The following is a 24828-nucleotide window of genomic DNA, read 5'->3' as shown; positions in this document are numbered from 1 at the left end:
GCTCATGCAAACACCGGCGGAAATCCGCCCACTCGCTCCTCTCCCGAGGCGAAACTTCGCTCACTGGGTCGAATATGGAAGCGCACCAATGGCGGGAATGCCTCCCAAGCTTCGCTCCGGCTGCCCTATCGGGCCATAGCTGATGCCTGCTTAAAATTGGAGAGGCCGCCTATCCGCTCGATATGGCCGATGATCTGGTCAATGTTCTCGCGACGCAGGAGATCGGTGAAGATATACGGCCGCCCCTCGCGCACCTTTTGCGTATCGCCTTCCATCACCTCGAGGCTCGCGCCGACATAGGGTGCAAGATCGGTATGGGTGATGACCAGGAGGTCGGATCGTGAAATAGCCGGGCCACCCTTACGCGGGATTTTTTCGCCCTGTGCGACGGAGATCACATATAGGGTGATATCGGCCAGATCAGGCGAGAAGGTCGCCGCCAGATTGTCGCCGCCGCTTTCGATCAGGATGATGTCGAGGTCGGGGAACTTGCGATTGAGGGCATCAATGGCGGCAAGATTGAGCGAAGCATCTTCGCGGATGGCCGTATGGGGACAACCGCCGGTTTCAACGCCCACGATGCGGTCTTCGGAGATCGCCTGCACCCGCGACAGGATCAGCGCGTCTTCCTTGGTATAGATGTCATTGGTGACAACAGCCATGGAATAGCGTTCGCGCATGGCCTTGAGCAGCATTTCGCACAAAGTCGTTTTGCCCGAACCGACAGGGCCGCCGATACCGACGCGAAGGGGACCGTTGGGAGATGTCATGAGCGGAAAATCCTTGTAGGCAAAGTATCATGGCGCATCTGAGCGATGTCGGCGGCATAGCCGATTGTGCCAAGATCCTTGAGCGTAGCGGTGGAGCAGAAATTAGCTAGATCTGCAATTGCGGGCTCAAGCGCAACCAGCGCCCTTAGCCCCGCATTTTGGCCGATCGGAACGAGCCGCACGGCCACCGAAATCTGTGCCTGCACCTGGGCGGTGAGGAATGCCAGGGCAGCCTCTGCTACCCCGATACCGTGCGCAGCGGCAATCGCGCCCACCGCAATCGGGTAGGGAGCTTGAGATGGCAGCTCGATCGGTACCGGCCACACGCCCGCAGCTTTCACAAAGGCATCGCCCATCTGCAGCAATTCCGCCTGCCGCTCGCTGGCAACAGTCAGGGCCAGGCAGAGCTCGGAAAGCTCGCCAAGATAAAACGGATCAGCGTTGTGGCGGTGCGCTTCGCAAAGAAGAATGGCGTCGGTCTTGAAGCTGCCATGGTGCAGCAGGCCCTCGAGCCATTGTCCCGTCGTCGCGCCATCGCTCACGCTGCCTTCCGCAATGGCAGTCTCAAGACCTGCAGACCAGGCAAAGCCGCCCACCGGAAAGGCAGGTGACAAAAACGCCATGAGCCTTTGCAGCGCTACGGTCATCGCTGAAGACGCAACGCGTGGTTTTCCGTGCCATGGCTATGCCCATGATAGGCACCATGTTCAGGCGAGAACGGTGCTTCAACGTCGCAGACCCTGGCACCCAAACCCACAAGCATTTCGCGGATCACATGGTCGCGGCGGATCAAGAGTCGTTCCCCTTCGAGCTGCGCTGGCAAATGCCGGTTGCCGATGTGCCAAGCCAGGCGAACGAGGTGGGCCTGGTTCTTGCCGGTCACCTCATAGAGTGGCTCCCGCGCCGCCTTGATCCCCACCAGCCGGCCATCGGAGAGTTCAAGCCCGTCCCCATCATCCAAGGTGATCGTAGCGGGGAAGTCCAGGAGAATATCCTCGCCAGTCGACAGGCGCAGCGATCTGCGCCGCAGACGACGCTCGCCGGCTTCCAGGGTAACAGTTGCGAAGAATTCTTGGGCGACTTCGGCTGCGGGGAGGTGGGCGGAAACAGTCAGCATAGGGCCTCAGAACAGGAAATAACGCTGCGCCATGGGCAGCACATCGGCCGGCTCACAGGTCAAGAGTTCACCATCGGCGCGCACCTCATAGGTTTCGGGATCGACTTCGATGTGGGGCATAGCCGAATTGTGGATCATGGATGCCTTGGTGATGCCGCCGCGCGTGTTCTTGACCGGCAGCAGCGTTTTTTGAAGGCCATAGCGCTCCCGGATCCCGCTATCGAGCGCTGCTTGGGACGTGAAGGTTACGCTGGTGGCGCGCTTGGCCAGGCCATAGGCGCCGAACATGGGGCGGTAGTGAACCGGCTGCGGCGTTGGGATTGAACCATTCGGATCGCCCATAGGCGCCGCAACGATCACGCCGCCCAGAAGCACCATTTCGGGCTTCACGCCAAAAAAGGCGGGGCTCCAGAGCACCAGATCGGCGCGCTTGCCCACTTCGATCGAGCCGATATGTTCGCTCATCCCCTGCGTAATGGCGGGATTGATCGTGTATTTGGCGATATAGCGTCGCACGCGGAAATTGTCGTTGTCGCCGGTTTCCTCGGGCAGGCGCCCGCGCTGCCGTTTCATCTTGTCGGCCGTCTGCCAGCAGCGGATAATTACCTCGCCGACCCGCCCCATGGCCTGGCTGTCCGATGAGATCATCGAAAAGGCACCCAGATCATGCAGGATGTCTTCAGCCGCGATCGTTTCCTTGCGAATGCGGCTTTCGGCAAAGGCAACATCCTCGGGAATCGAAGGCGAGAGGTGGTGGCACACCATCAGCATGTCGAGATGCTCGGCAATGGTGTTGACCGTATAAGGCCGCGTCGGATTGGTGGACGAGGGCAGAACGTTGGGAAGCCCCGCCACGCGGATGATGTCGGGGGCATGGCCACCGCCAGCCCCCTCGGTGTGGAAGGCATGGATGGTGCGGCCCTTGAAGGCAGCGATGGTATCTTCCACAAAGCCGCTCTCATTGAGCGTATCGGTATGGATCATCACTTGCACGTCGTAGTCATCTGCGACGCTGAGGCAGGTGTCGATACTGGCAGGGGTCGTGCCCCAATCCTCATGCAGCTTCATGCTGCAGGCGCCGGCAAGGATCATTTCCTCGAGCGGGGCGGCAACGGACGCATTGCCCTTGCCTGCAAGGCCAAGGTTCATGGGGAAGTCTTCAAAGGCACCCATCATCGTCATGATGTGCCAGGCGCCGGTGCAGGTCGTCGCCAGCGTTCCGTGGGCCGGGCCTGTGCCGCCACCCAGCATGGTGGTGATCCCCGACATCAACGCTTCCTCGATCTGCTGAGGGGCGATGAAATGTATGTGGCTGTCCATGCCGCCGGCCGTCAGGATCTTGCCTTCGCCAGCAATAACTTCGGTCGAAGGGCCGATGATGATGGTGACGCCGGATTGCGTGTCGGGATTGCCGGCATTGCCGATGGCGTGGATGCGGCCATCCCGAAGTCCTATATCCGCCTTGTAGATGCCGGTATGGTCAACCACCAGTGCATTGGTGATGACGGTATCGACCGCCCCTTGGGTGCGCGTGGCCTGGGACTGCCCCATGCCATCGCGGATCACCTTGCCGCCGCCGAACTTGACCTCTTCGCCATAGGTGGTGAAATCCTTTTCCACCTGGATAAAGAGTTCTGTGTCGGCGAGGCGCACGCGGTCGCCGACGGTTGGGCCATACATCTGCGCATAGGCAGCACGGCCAATCTTGACTGCCATCAGAGTTTTCCCATGATTTTTTGCCGGAAACCATAAACCTCGCGCTTGCCGCCCAGTGGCACAAGGCGCACTTCGCGCTCCTGTCCCGGCTCGAAGCGCACGGCCGTGCCTGCAGCCAAATCAAGTCGCATGCCGCGCGCCAAAGCGCGGTCGAAGCGGAGCGCCCCATTGGTTTCAAAGAAGTGGTAGTGCGAGCCCACCTGAATAGGCCGGTCACCCGTATTGGCCACCAGCAGCGTGATAGCCTCACTCCCTTCGTTGAGCGTAATCTCGCCCTCGCGCGTGATAACTTCCCCGGGGATCATCCTAGCTTCCCACCGCGATCCAGAGGCCACCCAGCGCCAGCACGCCACCAGCGACGCGCGCCGCAACAGGACCGGTGAACCGGCCTGCAAGCACCCCACCCACAACGCCCAAGGCGTGAAGCGCTGCACTAGCGGCGGCAAAGCCAGCCATGAACGGAACCGCACCTGCCTCCCCAAGTTCGCTTCCATGAGCATAGCCGTGAAACAGCGCGAAAAGCGCAACCATCACCGCAGCTACCGCGACCGGCGCCTGAACGGCCACCAGCGCCAGAAGCCCCAGCGCCACTACGGAGGCCGCGATCACCGGCTCAACAAAGGGAAGGCCGATTGGGGTCATGGAAACAGCAAAGCCCAGCACCATGGTGCCAACAAAAGCTGAAGGGACAGCCCAGATGGCGCGCCCACCCAGGAGGCTTGCCCAGAGGCCAACGCCCACCATGGCCAAGATATGGTCCAGTCCAAACAGCGGGTGGGAGAAGCCGGCAACGAAAGAGCCATGCTCGAGCGGGTCAAGATGGGCAAAAGCGGGCGTCGAGGCGAGCACGAGCATGCCCAGCGCTCCCCAGAATAGGCCTAGTGTCTTCTTCATCTGCTTTCTCTGCCTCTTGTTCAGCGAATGGGCTGGTGCACGGTGACGAGCTTGGTGCCGTCGGGAAAAGTCGCTTCCACCTGCACGTCGTGGATGATCTCGGCGATGCCATCCATCACCTGTTCGCGCGTGATGACATGGGCCCCTGCTTCCATGAGGTCGGCGACCGAGCGGCCGTCGCGCGCACCCTCAACCACAAAGTCGGTGATCAGGGCGATCGCCTCGGGATGGTTGAGCTTGACGCCGCGTTCGAGGCGCTTGCGGGCAACAATCGCCGCCATGGCGATCAACAGCTTGTCCTTTTCGCGCGGGGTAAGGTTCATGCAAATAATCCTATAAAGTCCAGAGGCTAGGCAGCCCGCCATTGCCAGAAAGCACACTGATGATCGGCACAATAAGCCGCCTGAGGGCAAGGCCCGAAGGAGCCATTACCCGTACCACCAGCCGCTCGCCCGTACGGCTGATGCCAACCCCGGGCAGCGGAGCCGGCAAAAGTGCTTGTCGACGCTCGGCATCGGCCCCGACATAAAGCACGATGGCAAAAGCCGAAGCGCCGGCGAGAAGGGCAATGCCATCCCGCTCCCGCTCGGGCGCGCCGCTTATCCCCGTTTCTTCAGCATGCACCAGCTTGCCACCGCGCCGGATGCGCCATGAGTCAGCGAAGCAAGCATGCCTTGCACTTTCCCCCATGGCGTCGCGGCCGAGCAGCACCGCTTCCACGGCACAAAGGCTGGCGGTTTGGTCGAGATCGATACTGATCCGGCGCGAGAGCCGCCCCTTTTCAAAGAGGATCGTCTCCTGCGGCATCCAATCGAGATGCGCATCAGGACCGACAGCAAGCCGCGTCTCGATCTCCGCATCATTGCCCAGCGATTTATAAACGCGCTCGCAGGCCTGGGTGGTCACCGTCAGCCGGCCGCCCGCCTCGACATCGGCTTCCCAGCGGACATGGTCGCCACCGGTCAGCCCACCCGCCGTGTTGATGAGAACGGCGTTAAGGGATGAATCAAAGCTGTTGGGCAGCCGGATCTTGGCGCAGCCTTCCTGGAAAAGCGTGCGCAGCGCCGTGCGGCCATCGCGCATCTTGACGCTGATGCGGCCCACGCCCCTGGCGCGCTGTAGAACCGGAACGGCTGACAGGACCATGCTCAAACCATTAAATGCCGGCGCACGTCGGGCCGGTCGAGATCACTGGCAGGGCCGGCATGACGAATTTCGCCCCGATCCATGACATAGATGTCGTCGGCGATCTCCCGGCAGAAATCCAGAAATTGCTCCACAAGAAGAATGGTCATCCCCTTTTCGTCGCGCAGGAACTGCAAGGCGCGCCCGATATCCTTGATGATGGAAGGCTGGATGCCCTCGGTCGGCTCATCCAGCACCAGCACTTTAGGCCGCGTTACAAGCGCCCGGCCAATCGCTAATTGCTGCTGCTGCCCGCCCGAAAGATCCCCTCCCCTGCGGCCGAGCATGGATTTGAGTACGGGAAACAGGGTGAAGAGGTAATCGGGTATATGCCGCTCCCCGCGCGGCAGTCCGGCATAGCCTGTTTCGAGATTTTCCCGAACGGTCAGCAGTGGAAAGATTTCCCGCCCCTGCGGCACATAGCCAAGTCCCATGCGCGCCCGCTTATAGGGCGGCGCCTTGCGCAGCACATCCTCACCGAACACGATCTCGCCGGCCGATATGGCATTGACGCCGGTGATGGCCCGCAAGGTGGAGGATTTGCCCACGCCATTGCGGCCGAGCACCGCGGTGATGCGGCCCGGCTGGCAGGCAATGCTGACGCTGCGCAAGGCCTGTGCCGCGCCGTAATGAAGATCGATGGCATTGATCGCGAGGGCAGTGCTCATGCGGTTTTATCCCGGTAATTCATACTCATCGCCCCAGATACCGCTCGATCACGAGGGGATTGGCGCTGACCTGATCGAGCGTGCCTTCAGCCAGCACCGAACCTTCCGCGAGGCAGGTGACGCGGCTACCCAGATCCCGCACAAAGCTCATGTCATGCTCCACCACGACTACGGAGCGGGTCAGGGCGATGTTCTTAAGCAGCTTTGCCGTTTCCACGGTCTCGCTGTCAGTCATTCCGGCCACGGGTTCGTCCACCAGCAAGAGTTTTGGATCCTGCGCCAGCAGCATGCCGATCTCGAGCCATTGCTTTTGCCCATGGCTGAGATTGGCGGCGAGCTCGTCTTTGCGGCCTGATAATCGGACGATGTCGAGTATCTCCTCGATGCGTGCGATATCCTCTGCGCTCGGGGTGTAAAACAGCGTGCGGAATATACCCCGTGGTTTGCGGAGCGCCATTTCGAGATTGTTCCAGACGGTCTGGCTTTCGAACACGGTTGGCTTCTGGAACTTGCGGCCAATGCCTAGATTCGCAATGGCCGCTTCATCAAGCTTGGTGAGATCCGTCCGCCCGTCAAACAGCACCTCACCATCGTCCGGCCGGGTCTTGCCCGTGATGATGTCCATCATCGTGGTCTTCCCCGCGCCATTGGGGCCAATAATGGCCAGCATTTCGGCAGGTTGGACGATCAGCGAGAGCTTGTTGATGGCTCTAAAGCCATCGAAAGCCACCGAAACGCCGTCAAGGTAAAGCATGGTGCCGGTCTTGTCGGTCATGGCGCTCACTCCGCCGGCTCTGGTTGAGGATCGACGCCGGCGTCGCGCTGGTTACCAGAGCGTTCAGGCCTGGCCCGTGCGGCACGATACTGACCCAGCAGGCCCACAATGCCCTTGGGCAAAAACAGCGTCACCAGCACAAACAAGGCACCCAGGGCAAAGAGCCACAGCTCTGGCAGCGCACTGGTGAAATAGGACTTGCCCATATGGACGAGGATCGCGCCGATGATCGGACCCACAATGGTGCCGCGGCCGCCAACTGCCGTCCAGATCACCACTTCAATGGAGTTGGCCGGATCGAACTCGCCGGGATTTATGATGCCCACCTGCGGCACATAAAGTGCGCCCGCAATCCCCGCGATCACCGCCGAAACGGTGAAGGCAAAGAGCTTCACATATTCGACGCGATAACCGAGGAACCGCGTGCGGCTTTCGGCATCGCGCGCGGCAATCATCACCTTGCCCAGTTTGGAATTGACGATCCCCGAACACACAAGCACCGATAGCGCCAGCGCCAGGGCCGTTGCGGCAAAGAGAGCACCACGGGTCGTGGCAGCCTGCACCGGCACGCCCAGGATCTCCTTGAAGTCCGTTAGCCCATTATTGCCGCCAAAGCCCATGTCATTGCGGAAAAAGGCGAGCAGCAGGGCAAAGGTCATCGCCTGGGTGATAATGGAGAGGTAAACGCCCGTGACGCGGCTGCGAAAGGCAAGAAAGCCGAAGACGAAAGCCAGAAGCCCAGGCACCAGCACGACCATGAGACAGGCAAACCAGAAATTGTCGAACCCCTGCCAATACCAGGGCAGTTCCTGCCAGTTCAGGAACACCATGAAGTCAGGCAATTCTGGATTCGCATAAACGCCACGATCCCCGATCTGGCGCATCAGATACATGCCCATGGCATAGCCACCCAGGGCAAAGAACGCCCCATGCCCCAGCGAAAGAATGCCGCAATAGCCCCAGACGAGGTCCAGTGCTAGGGCGAGCATGGCGTAGCTCAGATATTTGCCGAACAGCGTCACCACATAGGTGGGAACATGGCCTGGCTGGCCAACGGGGATCAGCAGATTTGCCGCCGGTACCAGGATGGCCAGGGCCACAAGAATGCCCACCAGCCAGATGGCCTTGCGGTCGAGCGCACGAAAAAGGGCTTGGCTGATCATGAGTTTACTCCACAGCCCGCCCTTTGAGGGCGAAAAGGCCACGCGGGCGGCGCTGGATGAAAAGGATGATGAGGACGAGGATTAAGATTTTGCCCAGAACCGCCCCGGCATAGGGTTCGAGAAACTTGTTGGCGATCCCCAAGGTCATGGCACCCACCAGCGTGCCCCAGAGATTGCCCACCCCGCCAAACACCACGACCATGAAGCTGTCGATGATGTAGCCCTGTCCCAGATTGGGCGAGACATTGTCGATCTGGCTGAGGGCAACACCGGCCAGCCCAGCAATGCCGGAGCCCAGGCCAAAGGTCATCGCATCAACCAGGGGCGTGCGGATACCCATGGCCGAAGCCATGCGCCGGTTCTGCGTCACTGCCCGCATCTGCAGGCCCAGTGCCGTCCTGTTCAGCACAAGCAGCAGCGCCACAAAGACGGCAAGGGCGAAAACGACGATCCAGAGCCGACTCCACGTGATCGCAAGGCCATAGAACTCGAACGAGCCCGACATCCAGCTCGGATTGCCCACCTGCCGATTGGTGGGACCGAAGATAGAACGTACCGTCTGTTGCAGGATCAGCGACAGTCCCCAGGTAGCAAGCAGCGTTTCGAGCGCCCGCCCATAAAGCCAGCGGATCACGCCCCGCTCTATCGCAACGCCCACAAGCGCTGTCAGGAGAAACGCCAACGGCAGGGCAATGGCGAGGGAATAATCAAACAGGCCCGGCGCGTTCTGCCGGATGGTTTCCTGCACCGCAAAGGTCGTGTAGGCGCCCAGCATCACCATTTCGCCATGGGCCATGTTGATGACGCCCATGACCCCAAAAGTAATGGCAAGCCCAATGGCGGCCAGCAGCAGCACCGAGCCCAGCGACACGCCGAACCAGACATTCTGCAACGCATCCCAGACCGCGCGATCCCGTGCCAATCCATCAATGCTTGCCTGGATATCGGCGCGCAGCTCATCGGGCACAGTGCCCATTGCTGCAGAAAGAATGCTCGCGGCATCGCGGCTGCCCGAATGGGCTACCGTCTCGGCGGCGGAGCGAATTTGCTCGACATCAGAACCAGATTTTAGCGTGATCACCGCACGCGCCAGTTCCATGGTGCGCTTGATGGCTGGGTCGATCTCGGCAGCAAGCGATTCGTCCAGCAATTGCAGATTGGCCGGATCGGCATCGCGCAGGATCGACTGTGCAGCCGCCAGGCGCGTCCCGCGATCCTCGCTCAACAGTGTCAGCTGTCCAATGGCGGTACGCAGGGTGCGGCGCAGGGAATTGTTGACCCGTACCTTTTCCACGTCGCCCCGGGGCACACTGCCAAGGCTTTCGCCTGTGAGGGGATCGGTCAAGGCAAAATCTTTGCCGCTGCGCTCGACATAAACCACCTTGCCGGTCTCCTCGACCACCAAGAGATCGCCCTCCGCCAGCACCTGCAGCACACCAACGACGCGCGGATCGCCACTCGCGACCAATGCTCCAACTGCTCCGGCACGATCCGCATAGGAGCCCGGAGCCAGGGCATCGATGCGCTGCGTCAGCTCGGCATCACTTACCTGCGCCAGAGATGGCGAACCAAAGGCAAAGACGGCAACCAGAAGAGCCATGGCGGCGGCCAGCCAGCGGCGCGCGGCACTCCTCTCCATAATCGTTCCAATCAAGTCGCTCATCATTGTGGTTCCAGCTCAGGCAGATCGGGAAGACGAGGGCGGCGAGCCGCCCCCGTCGCTTCTTTGGCGGGGCCTTATTGTGCGGCCGCGACGCCGCCGCAGGCCTTGGTTTGGGTATTGTAGTTGCCGCAGTTGATGGGCGCGGTCCAATCGGCCTCGAGCACGGCGCTTTCAGGCAGGAAATCGGACCAAGCATCGCCGGGCACCAGTTCTTCGGTTTCCCAAACGACGTCGAACTGGCCATCATCCTGGATTTCCCCGATCAGCACGGGCTTGGTGATGTGGTGGTTTGGCAGCATCTTGGCGGTACCGCCGGTCAGGTTGGGCGTTTCGAGGCCCACAATGGCGTCAATCACAGCGTCCGCTTCGGTGCTGCCAGCAGCCTCCACAGCCTTCACCCAGAGATTGAAGCCAATGTAATGGGCTTCCATCGGATCATTGGTGACGCGGTCTTCCGAACCGATGAATTCATGCCAGGCGGCAATGAACTCTTCATTCTCGGGCGTGTCGACGCTCATGAAGTAATTCCAGGCGGCGAGATGCCCCACCAGCGGCGTGGTGTCGAACCCTGAAAGCTCCTCTTCACCCACGGAAAACGCCACGACCGGAATGTCTTCGGCCATGATGCCCTGATTGCCCAGTTCGCGATAGAACGGCACATTGGCGTCGCCGTTGATGGTGGAGACGACCGCGGTTTTCTTGCCTGTCGAGCCGAAGGTCTTGATATCGGATACAATGGTCTGCCAATCGGAGTGCCCAAACGGCGTGTAGTTGATCATGATGTCTTCGGAGGCCACGCCCTTGTCGAGCAGATATTGCTCGAGAATCTTGTTGGTGGTCTGGGGATAGACATAGTCGGTACCCGCAAGCACCCAGCGCTCCACACCCTCTTCGTTCATCAGATAATCGACGGCAGGGATTGCCTGCTGGTTGGGCGAAGCACCGGTATAGAAGACGTTGCGCTGCGACTCCTCGCCCTCGTACTGCACGGGGTAGAACAGGAGGCCATTGAGCTCCTCGAATACCGGCAGCACTGATTTGCGGCAAACCGAAGTCCAGCAGCCGAACACCGCATCAACTTCATTGACCGTCAAAAGCTCGCGCGCCTTTTCGGCAGCAAGCGGCCAGTCCGAAGCAATATCGACCACAACGGGCTCGATCTGCTTGCCCAAAAGGCCCCCATCGGCATTCTGCTGCTCAATCAGAAACAGCATCGTATCCTTGAGCGTGGTTTCCGATATCGCCATAGTCCCCGACAGCGAATGAAGTATGCCCACCTTGATCGTATCGTCCTGGGCTAGCACCGGCGTGGCCAGGCTCCCCAAGCTCAGCGTCATCAACCCCGTCAGCGCCGCACATGTTTTCATTGCAGTCATGATTGTCTCCATCATTTCCCGCGAAACGATGTTGCAAGGGGCATGCCACTGCCCATCAATCATGTAAGCTGTTGTTCTGTTTGCTGTTTCTTGGCGAGGTCAAAAGCCAAGGCTATTCAGCCGCTTGTTTGCTAGGCGCAAAGCTTCAAAATGCCTAATATTTGCGCATTGGCATAACAGATCATTCGAAGGGAGCAAACTGTGCCTAAATCTCGCCCACTCGTCCGGCAATGAGAGGCAACAAGCCTTCTCGCTCGCCAGGATTAAGCTAGCCCTACATGTCCGCCAACAGCGAGCTTGCTCACAGAATTCGCCAGGGCTTCAGCACCCGACAAGCATGCTACGTATCTTGGTCGCCAGCTCGTCCATGGCGAAGGGCTTGGTGATCATGTCCATGCCGACGCCCAGGAAATCCGAGCGCGAAGCGGCCATGGCAGCGTATCCCGTGATAAACAGCACACGCAATTGTGGACGGGTTTGCCGGGCGATATCAGCCAGTTGGCGCCCATTGAGGCCGGGAAGGCCGACATCGGAGATCAGCAGATCAAGCCGCGCATCTGATTGCAGGATCGGCAGCGCCGCATCGCTATCAGCAGCCTCCAGGGCAACATAGCCCAATTCCTCCAGAACATCGACGACCAGCAACCGTACAGCGGCGTCATCTTCGACGATCAGCACCGTCTCGCCCTGTCCCAAGGGCGTGGGTTCCGCATCCGCTATCGTGATCACAGGCGCGGTTTCAAGATTGCGCGGCAGATACACCGAAACATTGGTGCCCTTGCCTACTTCGCTGGCCAGCTCCACATGGCCGCCCGACTGCCGCACGAAGCCGTAGATCATGGAAAGGCCGAGCCCAGTCCCTTGCCCTATGGGCTTGGTGGTAAAAAATGGGTCGAAGGCCTTTTCCATCACCGCCTCAGGCATGCCCTCGCCCGTATCGATCACCGAAACGCGCACATAGTCACCGGCGGCTGCTCCGTCCACGCTCGGTATGGCACCTTCTGCCAGCGTTACATTGGCAATTTCGATCCGCAATTGCCCGCCTTTGGGCATGGCGTCACGGGCATTGATGGCAAGGTTGAGAACAGCGCTTTCAAGCTGGTTGGCGTCGGTAATTACCTGCCAGCTATCGGGGGGCAGAACGGTTTCGAGGCTAATGCTTTCGCCCAGGGTACGGGTCAGCAAATCTCGCATGGAGTGAATCAGCGGCACGACGTCGGTAGGCTTGCGATCAAGCGACTGGCGGCGCGAAAAAGCGAGAAGGCGATGGGTCAGGGATGCGGCGCGTTGTGCCGAGGTGATCGCCGCATTCATGAACCTGTCGAGATCATCATAGCGCGCGTTGTCGATGCGCCGCTTCATCACGTCGAGCGAACCAATAATGCCGGTGAGCATGTTGTTGAAATCGTGCGCAATGCCGCCCGTGAGTTGCCCGACCGCCTCCATTTTCTGGGACTGTCGCAGCAAGGCTTCGGTTTCCCGCAGGATTTCCGCCTGCCGCCGCTCCGCAGTGATGTCGTGGCCGTAAAGGTAGATCAACTCGCCTTCGGCCGCTGCATCCCAGGAGAACAGGCGCGGCGACCCATCCGCGCCAACAAGCTCCAATTCGCGCGATGCCGGCGGGCTGCCCGGGTCAAACGAGACGAGTTGCTTTGCATTGCCCTGCTGCTGCTCGCTGGCCAGGCCAACAAAGGACATCCCGATCAGGCTGGGCTGTTCAAAGCCCAAAATGGTGTACCAAGCCGGATTGACGTCGCGGATGATGCCGTCCACCCCAACAACGGTCAGCAGATCGCGCGAGTTCTGCCAAACTTGGTTCCGCTCTCGCGTGCGCTCACGCACATTCTCGGAAAGCGCTTCATTGGACAGGCGCAGCCGCTCCTCGATGCGCTTGGATTCGGTGATGTCATAAATGACGCCGATATAACGCAGCCCGCTTGCTTCCAAGTCCTCATGGCACTCGCCGCGACGCGCCAGCCAGCGCGTTTCTCCCGTATCGGCGCGTGTAATGCGAAATTCTATGTTTCGATCCGGCTGCGGCTCATTGTGCAGCTTGGGATCGATGATCGGGCGATCCTCGGGATGGACCAGCAGATTGATCGTCCTTACCGGAAGAACACTGGTTGGATGCAATCCAAGCAGCCGGCAGAACTGCCGGGAGACCGAGACCGTCCCATAGCCATCAATGTGCTCGAACGTGCCCACCTGCCCTGCGGTCTGGGCCACGCGCAATTGCTCCTCGGTCCGCTTGCGATCGGTGACATCAACAAGCGTGCCGTGGAAACGGATAGGCTGGTCGAGCTCGTCGAGCACAGTTCGGCCATCAGCGTGAACCCAGCGAATGCCGCCATCTTCCCGCAGCAGCCGGTAATCCTTGGAGAACACTTCCGCCCCGGCCAATATGCCGGCCACGGCAAGGCGGATGCGGCGAACGTCTTCGGTGTGTATGCCGGCAAAAAACCGGCTCGTGGGCACACCCTTGGCAAGCTCGATCGGATCCTGGCCGGTCAATGCCGCAAAGCGTGCATCAGCGGTCAGGCGCTGGCCCGGAATGTCCCATACCCAGACGCCAGCGGCCCCTGCAGCCTCCAGGGTCAGCTCAAGTCGCTGGCGCGCTTCCCCGATCTTGCACTGCAGTTCGGCAAGCTCGTTCCGGGCGGATGCGATTTTGTCCATGTCTTGGTTGGTCAGCACTTAGAGCGCGGCTTTCATCGTTGACGCCGTTGGATCATCCACCAACAGCCCAATTGCTGTCAGCGGTGACGCGGCTGATGAAGTCGCCAAGCAGTTCCTTGAGCATGCCCAGCGAGGGAAGATCCATGATCATGGCGATATAGCCCCGGATGTTCCGGTCGCGCACAGAAAAATTGATGTAAAGAAACAGCACGAGCCCGTCAGTGTCGGCCTCTTTGTTCACGTCGAACAGCACCTTGCCATCGCCATAGAGCACCTTGGGCAAGGACATTTGCAGCGACTGGTCAAGCATGTTGGCAATCGTACCCAGGCAGCCATTGAGGATGACATTCCCCGTTTCGGCAAGCGCTTCATCCTTGAGCGAGGCGACCTCGGCCGAATCGAGCTCGTCTCCCATGATGGCCCTGACCAGATCGAGGCTATTGTCCTCGGGGAAGATCAAAAGGGCCTTGCCGGAAAAGGCACCACCGAACTCTTGCCTTATGGCAACCAGATCATCGCTTTCGCGCTGCCCGATCAGGGCTGCCGCGGCATTCTGGGTCACGACCTCTACGGATGGAACCGAAAGAAGCACCTGCTTGCCCACCATCTTGCGCAGGCTCGCGGCAGCACGGCTCACCCCGATATTGACCAGCTCGGTCAGGGCATCGCGTTCTAGTTCGTCAAGCGTCACGCTGATGAAGCTCATGCGCTCGCCTGGCGCAAGCGCAGCGCCGCGCCGCTGAGAAAGCCCTTGATGGCATCCTCCGTTACGGGCTTGCCCACAAAGGTGGCGTTCAGCTCACGGGCGCGCGCAACGATTTCGTTCTGCACATTGGCGGTAATGATCGCGATTGGCATTTGCGGATAGCTTTCACGCAGCTCGGCCGCCAGCTCAAGACCGTCCTTGCCGGGCATGTTGAAATCCAGCACAGCCAAATCCACGGACTGATCCTTCACAGCCTGCAGGGCTTCTTCGGCACTACTGGCTTCCACGCGCTGCCAGTCCGGCTGGAGCGCAGCGATCGTCTTGCTGGCGACAATGCGCGCCAGCTTGCTGTCATCCACGAGCAGGACCGTCACCATCCAAGAAACTCCGTCATTATGTTGATCCGGGGATCACAAAATCCATCTGTAGGCCCCTGACAGTTCAACGGCAAGCTAACTCGCCCTCCTATCAGATGTATCATGGGCAAGAAGTGGCAATATCCAGTCATGGATAAACCCATGTAAAGGCACGCCCCTCACCGGCGGCCCCAGCGCAATGAGGATTTGCCACAGCGCCGTGTGGACCCACTCAACCCCGGCTATATCCACTGCCATGCCCGGATGAGCCTGGATCAGGGCGAGCAGGCTTTCTGCTTCTTCCGCGCCGCAATTGCCCGAAAGCACAATGGCATCTTGCCCCAGAGCTACGCTCATCCCACCAGCTCCGTCACATCGAGCACCAGCAGCACCTGCCCACTCCCCAGCACTGTTGTACCCGCCATACCCGGCATGCCTCGCAAAAGTCCATTGAGCGGGCGGGTGATTGTTTCGATCCGCTCATTGACGCCGTCGACCGCGATGCCCACCAATTGCCCGTCAAAATCCACCACCAAAACGGTCAGCTCGCCGTCGGAAGCGACCTCGGCCAGGCCAAGCAGATCGGACAGCGCCAGCAGGGGAACGGTGCGGTTTCGCAGCACAAAAGCCCGGTTAGATCGAATGGGGGTGATTGCATCATGCCGGAGGCGCACGGTTTCGACCACGTCCTGCATGGGCACGCCATAGCGTTCACCCCCCACCGAAACCACAAGCAGCTGCGCCATCGCAAAACTGATCGGCAGCCTCAGAATGGTCCTTGTTCCCTCGCCTAAACGGCTATGGAGGCTTACCGTGCCTCCCAATCGGGCAATGTCGGTCCTCACGGCATCAAGCCCCACGCCGCGCCCCGAAAGGTCGGTGACATCGGCGGCGGTGGAAAAGCCGGGCATGAACAGCAGCTCCAGCGTGTCGCGCTCGGACAGCGTGGCTGCGTGTTCGGCGCTTACCAAGCCCTTCCGCAGGGCCGTGGCACGAACAAGCGCCGGATCAATGCCGCGCCCATCGTCGCGCAGTTCCACTGACATGGTGTCCCCTTCGGAAACCACAACCAGCTCTATCCTGGCTATCGCCGGCTTGCCTGCAGTCAGCCGCTCGGCTTGGGGCTCGATGCCGTGATCCATGGCATTGCGCATCAGATGCAGCAGCGGCTCAAACAGCTCATCCACAATGGTCTTGTCGGCCTCCACCGTGTCGCCCTCGATATGGAGATGAACCGGTTTTCCCAGGCGCCTCGACAAATCCCGCACCATGCGCGGAAGGCGCTGGAATGCCTGGGACAAAGGCACCATGCGCGTCTGCAACACGCTGCCGTAAAGCGCGCCGCCAAGCCGATCGAGATCCTTTTGCGCGCCGGCTATGCTGCGCGCCAGTTCAAGGCCATTGGGCAATGCACTGGCCATTGCCGCAAGGGAAGCCATGCTGTTCTTGGCCGTGATGAGCTCACCAACAAGGTCGAGCAATTGGTCGATACGGGCTGGGTCGACCCGCAGGCTACGCGTGCTATCTGCCCGGCTCTCCCCCGCTACCGGCTCCGCCTGTTGCTCTCTACCTCGAGGCAAAGCAACGATCTCCACCTGGTCTGGCATCAGCCGGAAGATCGCCTCCACCTCTGCGAAAGGCGCGGCGCTCAACACTTCGAACTCCAGATTGGAGCGGAACGGATCAAACAGATCCGGAGCCGGCCAGGGATCGCGATTTTGGATCGAAAGGTGAAGCAGCTGCGGGATGCGCGCGACAAGTTCGAGCGGATCGTCGCCGCTGAAAAAGCATTCGGGGTGCGGGCGATAGCGGAGCGCCACGGCGGCATGGCCCCCGATCTGCGCCGCCAATTGCAACGCCCATTCCGCCAAGGCATGTGGCGCAGTTTCGTCGATCGCCTCGGCCTCTCCCCTCAGCGCCTCCTCCAGCGCACCCGCCTGCCCTAAGCGTCGGGGATCAACCATGCCGCGTGTTTCAAGATCATCCACACACCGGTCAAACCACTCGAGCACCGCGCAAACAGCATCGATCTCCCTGGCATCGAGCCTGGTCGCCCCGGAACGAACCCGGCCCAGATTGTCCTCGGCCGCATGAAGCGCCGAGTGCAACGGCACAAGGTCAAAGAGCCCAGTCGATCCCTTGAGGGTGTGAACAGCTCGGAAGGCGCTATCAAGCCGGGCCGCATTATCGGGCTCGGCCTCAAGCACCAGAAGGTCATCGATCGCGGCCTGCACGAGCTCGCGCGCTTCCACGATGAACTGATCCAGCAGCTCGTCCATCAAAGCTCCTCCGGCCGCTGATAAACAATGGCCTGGGGAAAGCGCCGCGTGATAAAACGCTCGGAAATCCGCGCCATGGATTCCGAATGCCCAAGGCACACATAGCCGCCCGGAACCAGGCTCGCGAACAGATGCTCCATGCAGCGCATGCGCGCCGCCGCATCAAAATAGATCAGCAGATTGCGACAGAAGATAACATCGAAACGCCCCTGCCGCGCCACCGAGGCTGGGTCGGTAATGTTGCACGGCGTGAAGGTAACGGATTCCCGTAAATCCTGGATCAACCTGAACCGGCCGTTGGCAGAGGGCGCGAAATAGCTATTGATGAGCTCTGGCGACAGCCGCATCACCGCACGCGAGCCATAATCTGCCTCGAGCGCTTCGGCGATAATGTCCGTGTCGATGTCCGAGCCCACGATCTCGACATTGTAGGCGTCCACCAAAGCCCAGTTCTCCAGCAGCCATATAGCAATGGAATATGGCTCCTCCCCGCTTGAGCACGGCACCGACCAGATGCGGATCTTTTCGCCCGGCTGCTTGGAGCGAATGATTTCGGGAAGGATAAACTGGCTCAGGCAGGAGAGTTGATGCTCTTCCCGATAGAAATAGGTTTCATTGATGGTGAAGCTGTTGATCAGGCGCTCGACCTCGCCCGGTTCGGATCGCAGCAGCGCATGGTAGTCGGCGAAGCTGCTGAGGCGCGTTTCCGCCATTCGATCCGCAACACGGCGGTCGATGTAATAGCGCTTGGTTTCACCAAAGCGCATGCCGGTGCGAGCGTGGAGAAAATCAGTCAGGACGGCGAGCTCGGCCGCCGACAGCGGGGGCAAGGCCCTGGCTCTTTCCAGAAGTTCGGCCCTGCGCCTGATCATGCCAATAATTCCGCAAGGCGCCGCGGGATATCATCGATCGGCAGCGTTTCGGATGCCCCGCCCCGGCCGACCAATTCCCCGGGCATGCCCCAGACAACAGCCGTATCGCGCGCCTCGGCGATTGTGTAGCCGCCTCGTTCGCAAAGCTCGGCCATGGCCGCGGCCCCGTCGGACCCCATTCCCGTCAGCAAGACACCAAGCAGCTGCGCTGCCGGTACATGTTGGCAGGCGCTGCGCACAAGGCGGTCAACGCTGGGATGCCAAAGATAATCCTCCTGCATCGGCGCGGCGTTCGCCACCAATTGCCCGCCGCGCATGGCAATGACCATGTCCGTTCCGCCACGAGCAATATACACGCCACCCGGCAACAACGGCGTGGGTCCCCCCACTTCACTCACGGCAAGCGGGGAGAGCCTGTCGAGCCGGCGCGCCAAGGGACCGGTGAAGGCAGCCGGCATGTGCTGGGCAACAACAATCGGCCATTGGAAGGTTTGGGGCAAATTGCGCAAAAGGATGTCCAGAGCAGGAGGCCCCCCGGTCGAGGTGCCCACCACGACGAGCCCGGAACCGCCCCGTTGCGGAGCAGCAGCCTTGGGCATGGCAGGCGCCGGAACGGCGTTGGCCCGGCGCAACCGCATCCGTTCCGCGAGGCGTCTCGTCCTTGGCAATTGCACTGCCGCCGCCGCGCGCACCTTGGCAACCAGATCATCGGCGAGCCTCTCCATATGGAGCGACACCGCGCCTTCCGGCTTGGCAATGAAGTCCACCGCGCCTATCTCGAGCGCGGTCAGGGTTTCATCCGCCCCATCCTCGGTCAGCGCCGAAACCATTACCACTGGTACCGGATGCTCCAGCATGATGCGGTCAAGGCACGCCAGACCGTCCAGCTTGGGCATGTTGATGTCGAGCGTCACCACGTCGGGCCGAAAGCTGGTGACCTGCTCAAGCGCCTCGAGCCCGTCCCGGGCCACAGCGATCTCGAAATCTCCCGCAGCCTTGAAGATATTGCCCAGCAGCTTGCGCATAAGGGCAGAGTCTTCTGCAATAAGTAGCCGGATCACGCCGGGCCCGCCGAGCGCTGTTTGGCGGCAATGTCGGCAAGCACATCCTGCTCGGCGCGGCTCAGCAGTTCCGCTGGATCGATCAGCAGGATCAGCCCGCCCTCTTCGCCGTAATGCACCGCGCGATTGAACACGCTCGATCCTTCTGCAGACAAGGACGGCGTAGCGACAATCTCCGAGCGGGCTACCGACACGATCTCGGAAACCGCATCCACCACGAGCCCGGCCTGCAGGTCCCCAACCGTAACAACGATCACACGCGGCTGCACGTTGGCGCCTGACACTGGCGCCGCAAAGCGCTCGCGCTGGTCGATCACGGGCACTGGGCGACCGCGCAGATTGATGATGCCTTGGACAAATCGCGGTCCATTGGGCAGGCGTGCAATGGTTTTGGGCTGGCGGAGAACTTCCTGCACCGCGGCAATGGGAAGCCCGTAGCGCTCTGGCCCAAGCTCAAACACCACAAACTGTTCCTGCGCCTGCACAGCGTCCTGATCGGCCATCACTGGAGCTTTCCCTTGGGTGCCGGCAAGTGTCGCTTCAACGGTTTTGTTGGCAAAAAGTCGAGAAATCGAAAGAATAGACACGAGGGGCTTGCCCGCCCCCTGCCGACCAATCGCGTCGAGTTCGGCCTTGCCGGCACTACGCTGGAGAATGGGCGGCACATCGTCGATCGCGGTTTCCGGTAGCCGCAGAATGGCTTCGATATCATCAACAACAAGCCCGATCTGCGCACCCTGGTGATCAATCACAAGGACCCGGCCACCAGCGAGCCCCGCCTGAAGCCCACCAAAGCCCAGAAGGGTAGCGAGCGAAATAATGGGCAGCGTTCGCTCGCGCAGCTCGGTTACGCCGAGCACCGCATCATCGGCACCAGCGATTCGGGAAATCTCCCTGGGAACACGCAGCACTTTCACCACAGCCTCGAGCGGCAAGGCAAAGCTTTGGCTGGCGATCTGAAAAGCCAGGAGAACGCGCTGGGCTATTTGGGCTCCGGCCGTGTCCTTTGCCGTATCCAGCACGGGGAGCTTGGCGGACGCCTGGGGCGCCTCTCGCTTGAACCCCGCTTGAAGCAGAGCCGACAAATCGATCCGTCGGCCGCCCCCGGAGCCTTGCCCATTGTCCAGCCGCAGCACGGCGTCCACCAGCACGCCCACGGGCCCACCATGATCTATCACCACGAGCCGCTCTTCTTCGCCGGGGCTTTGATCCATCAACCGGGCAAGCGAAACCACCGGCAACACGGCGCCACGCAGATTGCTGACGCCCAGCAAAGCCTCTGGACCATTGGGCACACGCGTGATCTTGGGGCGGCGCAGCACCTCAACAACGCTTTCCCCCGAAAGCGAATAGGTTTGTCCCGCCACCGACACGGTCAGTTGGCGCTCCGCGCCCGGGCTGGCTTTCGCCTCTGTGCCCACCCTCAACCCGCCGCCTGGAGTTCTTCGGAAAGCAGGGCAATTTCCTCGATCGCGGCCGCCAGATCCTCTGCTGCGCTCGATTGTTCACGAGCCGCGCTTGCGGCCTGGCCAGCTGCCGCGCTCGCCTCCTGGGCTACGGCCGCGATCTGCTCGGTGCCCAGCAGGATTTCGCGCGCAGCCCGCAGCACTTCGTCTGCGCTCCGCAGAATGGCGGAATTGCCCGCACTGATGGTTTCGCAATCGCGCTGCACCTGGTCGAGCCGTTCCACGATGATCCGGTTGCGCGCTAGCTCCGCCTCCGAGGCCTGCACGGTCATCTCGAGGTCGCGTCGAGCCGAACCAATCGTGCTCTGGATGGAGCGCACATTTTCCTTGGCGCCCTCGATTGTATCCGAAGCATTATCGGCCAGCTTGCGAATATCGCTCGACACAATGGCAAAGCCGCGCCCCTGGGCCCCTGCGCGCGCCGCCTCCACCGACCCACTGACGGCCAGCATGCTGGTTTGCACGCCCACCAGGATGATCCGGTCCACTGCGCGTTCGATCCGACGCGAGACTTCATCGAGCGAGGAAAGCGTCTGGATAGCCGCGCTTATGCTGGCGAGCCCCGTCTGGAGTTCGGCACCAATGCCGACCACTCGGCTCCTGCTGCGCGTCAGGCGCTCGGCAATAGCCTCTATCTGCCGCACCGCTTCGCGGGCATTTTCCGTGCTGAGGCCAGCGCTGGTCTCGATCTCCGCCATGGCGGCATTGGACTCCTGGGTCGCAGCTGCCTGCTCCTCGGCACCCCGGCTGATCTGGTCCACGGCGATGAGGATTTCGGCGGCCGCGCTGGACAATTCCTGCACCGTGGCAGACAGCTCCTCGGCAGCCGCCCCCATTGCCGCGGGATCGCTTTCCCCGTCAGCACCATCCAGCAGATTTTCTGCCATTTGCGACAGGATCTGCGCAGCCTGCTGGCTTTGATCCAGCGCTGCACTCTGCTGCTGCACGGAGCGCTGCGCCTCGGCGGCGGCAGCAGCCTGCTCTTCGGCAGCGGCCGCAACATTTTCCGCGCCCTTCTGCGCCTCGCGTGCCGCAAGGTCGGCTTCAACGGCAGCGGTCAGGATAATGCTGCTGCCATCGAGCAGGGCCAGCAAATCGCCCCGGATCGTACCGAGATCAGCGGACACAGCCTGCCCCACTTCGGTTTGTGCCCGAGCCGATTGCGCGGCTGCAGCGATAAGCGTCGCAACCTCCGCCACACCCTCGCCGACCGACTGGGCCAATTGCTTGACATCGCGCGCGCTGCGCTCGGCACTTTCAGCCAGCGCCCGCACTTCGTCGGCCACAACGGCAAAGCCGGCGCCCTTGTCCCCCGCCCGGGCAGCCTCGATTGCCGCATTAAGCGCCAGCAGATTGGTTTGATCGGAAATATCGGCAACAACAATGGTTGTTTCCCCGATGCTCCCGGCCTGGCTCTCGAGCCGATTGATCAGTTCCACGGCTGCCAGCTGGCGGGCGGCATTGTTGTCGATGGCCAGCAGCGAATCCTCGATCGTGGTTGCTGATTCCACAATGGCTGACTGGAGAATTTCGGTCTGCCGCCGCGACGCTTCGGCATCGGTGCGAGCCGCCGAGAACTGGCGGGACAATTCCGAAACCGTCGCCAGCGATTCATGTGCTGCTCCTGCGGCTTCCTCGGCGCCACTGGCGATCTGCTCAAGCGTGCGCCGCAACTCTTCCGCCGCCGCCGCCGATTCCGTCACGCCGCTCGCCAACTGCATGGTCGCCGCTGCAATCCGCTCGGCAGCCTGCTCCCGCGACACGGGCATGCGTGGCTTTGCCGGCGCGCGTGGCGTCTTTTGTTCGGCCAGCACAGACGCGGGTTCAGCGCTCCTGCGCTTTGCGAGAGTGGTCGTCTTGACGAGTGCCATGCGCTTTTCTTCCGGTCTCACTGCAATCAGCCGAACGGAGATAACACCCCGCAGCGCAGAGGCATACACTCACCTGACATATCAGCGCCACAATCGCGTCCGAACCGGCCCTCAGGCCGGAACATAGGTGAGCAGGATCACGTCCGTGTCGAACCGCTCGCTGCCCACAAGGCGCAGCGGCGGCCGTGGTCCGGCAAAGAACGGCTTGCCTTTGCCCAGCACCACCGGATGCAGGTAGATGCGGTATTCATCCACAAGCCCCAGCTCCGCAAGGCTCTGCGCCAGCACTGTCCCACCGATCTCGACCTCCCCATCCACCTCCGCCTTGATCCTGCGCACTTCCGCTTCAAGGTCGGGCCCCAGGAGCTGCGCGTTCGGACCCACGGCGCCAAGAGTGCGGGAGACCACCCATTTCGGCACGTTCCTCCAGGCCTGGGCGAACTCCCGTTCCGCCTCGTCCCAGCCATCCTGCTCGTCATCCCAATAGCGCATGATCTCGTAGAGCCGCCGCCCATAAAGGCTGCCAACCAGGATCTGCGTTTGCTTGATGAAATGCTGGAACAGGCCTGGCCCCGGCCCGAAGGCATCGTGATCGACATAGCCGTCCAGCGACTGGTTCATTCCAAAGAAAAGCTTGGCCATGTGTCAGCTCCTCATCATTGGCCTGCCTGTTACGTTTGGACACGTCTGCGTTGACCCGAAACCACCGATCTCACCCGGCGAGAAACCGCCGGAATGGACATCAAGATCGTGACCACAATCACCATGCAGATCACGGCACTGATCGGCCGGGTGAAAAACGGGCTGGGATCGCCATTGGTCAGCAAAAGCCCGCGCCGTAAGTTGATATCCAGCAAATCCCCGAGCACTATGCCCAGCACCAGCGGCGCCATCGGGTACTTCATCTCGCGCAAAAGAAAGCCGACTACGCCGAACACCAGCATGACATAAACATCGAACATGCGCTGGGTGATGGCAAATGAGCCCACAACGCACAGCACATAAACCACCGCCATCAAGCGTTGCCGCGGCACCTGCAGCACCTGGATGAAAAGCTTGGTGAGCGATAGGCCGAACACCAGATTGGCGATCGTCGCCAGCAAGAGCATGGCCACGACCTGGTAGAGAAAGGTCGGGTTCTCCACCATGATCATCGGGCCTGGCCGTATGCCATGGATATACATGGCGGCGATCAGCACTGCAGCTGCCGCCGAACCGGGTAGCGCCAGGGTTAGCGTGGGAATCATGGCGGCTGACACCACCGCATTGTCACCGGTTTCTGCCGCGATCAGCCCTTCCTGGCTGCCCTTGCCGAATTCCTCGGGATTTTTGCTGGCTCGCTTGGCGGCAGCATAGGAGGTCCAGGAACCCACATCCTCGCCTACCCCCGGAATGATACCGACGAATGTGCCAATCAAACCCGACCGCAGGATCGTGCGCCAATAGCGGAAGATTTCACCGAAGCTGGGCACCACGCGATCATTGACCGCCGCAACATGAGCCACGCCATTGCGCTTCATGGCCGACAGGATTTCTGCCAAGCCAAAGGCGCCAACCATGGCCGGGATCAGATCGATCCCACCCCCGAGCGCCGGAATGCCGAAGGTAAAGCGTTGATGAGCATGCAAGGTTTCCATGCCGACCATTGCGACCAGGAGGCCCAAAATACCGGCGATGTATCCCTTGAGCGGCGTATCGCTGCCGGTCATTTGCCCCGAGATCAGGACGCCAAATAAAGCCAGCCAGAAGAACTCGTATGAACCAAATTTCAGCGCCGCTTCGGCAAGAAAGGGCGCAATGATCGCCAGGAAAAACACTCCCACCAGCGTACCCAGCGAAGATGATGTCGTTGCCAGTCCCATGGCCAGCCCGGCCCTGCCCTGTCGGGCCAGCGGATGACCATCAAGGGCTGCCGCGGCATTGGCCGGCGTCCCCGGGATATTAAGAAGAATGGCTGTGCGGCTGCCGCCATAAATGGCGCCGAGATAAACGCACATCAGCGTCAAAATTGCCTGGTCTGGCGCCATTTTGTAGGTCAGCGTCACCAGCAGCGCGACGCCCATGGTGGCCGTCAGTCCTGGCAGGATCCCGATAACAATGCCCAGCAGCGTGGCCCAGGCCACATTGAACAGCGAGGCCGGGGTCATGAAATGGCCAATGCCCTGGCCCAGCAGGAACACGCCGTCAAACATGGGCAATTTCCTTGCGCCTCAC

General features: G+C 61.0%; 24 protein-coding genes. All 24 read right to left on the bottom strand.

Going from position 1 to position 24828, the window contains the following annotated elements; genetic code table 11:
- Positions 1-125: 125 nt before the first annotated feature.
- Complete coding sequence (gene ureG, locus DDE77_RS16960) at positions 126-770, bottom strand: urease accessory protein UreG (RefSeq protein ID WP_108398664.1); 645 nt, start codon at positions 768-770, stop codon at positions 126-128.
- Complete coding sequence (locus DDE77_RS16955; RefSeq protein ID WP_108398663.1) at positions 767-1417, bottom strand: urease accessory protein UreF; 651 nt, start codon at positions 1415-1417, stop codon at positions 767-769. Before DDE77_RS16955 ends, ureG begins: the two co-directional genes overlap by 4 nt.
- Positions 1414-1887 (bottom strand): urease accessory protein UreE, encoded by a 474-nt coding sequence (locus tag DDE77_RS16950; protein ID WP_108398662.1) that lies wholly within the window; start codon positions 1885-1887, stop codon positions 1414-1416. Before DDE77_RS16950 ends, DDE77_RS16955 begins: the two co-directional genes overlap by 4 nt.
- Positions 1888-1893: 6 nt before the next feature.
- The gene (ureC, locus tag DDE77_RS16945) at positions 1894-3603 is read right to left on the bottom strand and encodes an urease subunit alpha (RefSeq protein WP_108398661.1); all 1710 of its coding nucleotides are present in this window, start codon (positions 3601-3603) and stop codon (positions 1894-1896) included.
- Entirely contained in the window at positions 3603-3908 is a 306-nt protein-coding gene (locus DDE77_RS16940) for an urease subunit beta (RefSeq protein ID WP_108398660.1), read from the bottom strand. Before DDE77_RS16940 ends, ureC begins: the two co-directional genes overlap by 1 nt.
- 1 nt (position 3909) lies before the next feature.
- Entirely contained in the window at positions 3910-4497 is a 588-nt protein-coding gene (locus DDE77_RS16935; protein WP_108398659.1) for a HupE/UreJ family protein, read from the bottom strand.
- Between the two features lie 20 nt (positions 4498-4517).
- Entirely contained in the window at positions 4518-4820 is a 303-nt protein-coding gene (locus DDE77_RS16930; RefSeq protein ID WP_108398658.1) for an urease subunit gamma, read from the bottom strand.
- Positions 4821-4830: 10 nt separating this feature from the next.
- Positions 4831-5643 carry an urease accessory protein UreD gene (locus DDE77_RS16925; RefSeq protein WP_108398657.1) on the bottom strand — a complete coding sequence of 271 codons (813 nt, stop codon included), beginning with the start codon at positions 5641-5643 and terminating at the stop codon, positions 4831-4833.
- Between the two features lie 2 nt (positions 5644-5645).
- Positions 5646-6350 carry an urea ABC transporter ATP-binding subunit UrtE gene (gene urtE / locus DDE77_RS16920; protein ID WP_108398656.1) on the bottom strand — a complete coding sequence of 235 codons (705 nt, stop codon included), beginning with the start codon at positions 6348-6350 and terminating at the stop codon, positions 5646-5648.
- A 25-nt stretch (positions 6351-6375) separates the two neighbouring features.
- A complete protein-coding gene (gene urtD, locus DDE77_RS16915; RefSeq protein WP_108398655.1) occupies positions 6376-7125 on the bottom strand; it encodes an urea ABC transporter ATP-binding protein UrtD in 750 nt (249 codons plus the stop codon).
- Between the two features lie 5 nt (positions 7126-7130).
- A complete protein-coding gene (gene urtC, locus DDE77_RS16910) occupies positions 7131-8288 on the bottom strand; it encodes an urea ABC transporter permease subunit UrtC (protein ID WP_108398654.1) in 1158 nt (385 codons plus the stop codon).
- Between the two features lie 4 nt (positions 8289-8292).
- Entirely contained in the window at positions 8293-9927 is a 1635-nt protein-coding gene (gene urtB / locus DDE77_RS16905; protein ID WP_425430761.1) for an urea ABC transporter permease subunit UrtB, read from the bottom strand.
- Positions 9928-10025: 98 nt separating this feature from the next.
- Positions 10026-11327, bottom strand: coding sequence for an urea ABC transporter substrate-binding protein (gene urtA, locus DDE77_RS16900; protein WP_425430760.1), 1302 nt, complete (start codon positions 11325-11327; stop codon positions 10026-10028).
- Positions 11328-11648: 321 nt separating this feature from the next.
- Positions 11649-14003, bottom strand: coding sequence for a PAS domain-containing hybrid sensor histidine kinase/response regulator (locus DDE77_RS16895; RefSeq protein ID WP_108398653.1), 2355 nt, complete (start codon positions 14001-14003; stop codon positions 11649-11651).
- 52 nt (positions 14004-14055) lie between these two features.
- Entirely contained in the window at positions 14056-14709 is a 654-nt protein-coding gene (locus DDE77_RS16890) for a chemotaxis protein CheX (protein WP_108398652.1), read from the bottom strand.
- Complete coding sequence (locus tag DDE77_RS16885) at positions 14706-15086, bottom strand: response regulator transcription factor (protein ID WP_108398651.1); 381 nt, start codon at positions 15084-15086, stop codon at positions 14706-14708. Before DDE77_RS16885 ends, DDE77_RS16890 begins: the two co-directional genes overlap by 4 nt.
- 75 nt (positions 15087-15161) lie before the next feature.
- Entirely contained in the window at positions 15162-15422 is a 261-nt protein-coding gene (locus tag DDE77_RS16880; RefSeq protein WP_108398650.1) for a hypothetical protein, read from the bottom strand.
- Positions 15419-17344: a chemotaxis protein CheA gene (locus DDE77_RS16875; RefSeq protein WP_108398649.1), complete on the bottom strand. Its 1926-nt coding sequence runs from the start codon at positions 17342-17344 to the stop codon at positions 15419-15421. The genes DDE77_RS16880 and DDE77_RS16875 overlap by 4 nt, the downstream gene beginning before the upstream one ends.
- Entirely contained in the window at positions 17344-18216 is an 873-nt protein-coding gene (locus DDE77_RS16870; protein WP_108398648.1) for a CheR family methyltransferase, read from the bottom strand. The genes DDE77_RS16875 and DDE77_RS16870 overlap by 1 nt, the downstream gene beginning before the upstream one ends.
- Positions 18213-19277 (bottom strand): chemotaxis-specific protein-glutamate methyltransferase CheB, encoded by a 1065-nt coding sequence (gene cheB, locus DDE77_RS16865; protein WP_108398647.1) that lies wholly within the window; start codon positions 19275-19277, stop codon positions 18213-18215. Before cheB ends, DDE77_RS16870 begins: the two co-directional genes overlap by 4 nt.
- A complete protein-coding gene (locus tag DDE77_RS16860; protein WP_245895361.1) occupies positions 19274-20698 on the bottom strand; it encodes a chemotaxis protein CheW in 1425 nt (474 codons plus the stop codon). Before DDE77_RS16860 ends, cheB begins: the two co-directional genes overlap by 4 nt.
- Positions 20699-20700: 2 nt before the next feature.
- Complete coding sequence (locus tag DDE77_RS16855; protein WP_108398693.1) at positions 20701-22614, bottom strand: methyl-accepting chemotaxis protein; 1914 nt, start codon at positions 22612-22614, stop codon at positions 20701-20703.
- 111 nt (positions 22615-22725) lie between these two features.
- Entirely contained in the window at positions 22726-23256 is a 531-nt protein-coding gene (locus DDE77_RS16850; protein ID WP_108398645.1) for a dihydrofolate reductase family protein, read from the bottom strand.
- Between the two features lie 29 nt (positions 23257-23285).
- Positions 23286-24806, bottom strand: coding sequence for a tripartite tricarboxylate transporter permease (locus DDE77_RS16845; RefSeq protein WP_108398644.1), 1521 nt, complete (start codon positions 24804-24806; stop codon positions 23286-23288).
- Positions 24807-24828: the final 22 nt, after the last annotated feature.

Origin of the sequence: Devosia submarina (assembly GCF_003056345.1) — a bacterium.
Classification (GTDB): domain Bacteria; phylum Pseudomonadota; class Alphaproteobacteria; order Rhizobiales; family Devosiaceae; genus Devosia; species Devosia submarina.
This window is presented reverse-complemented; position numbering and strand designations above follow the sequence as displayed.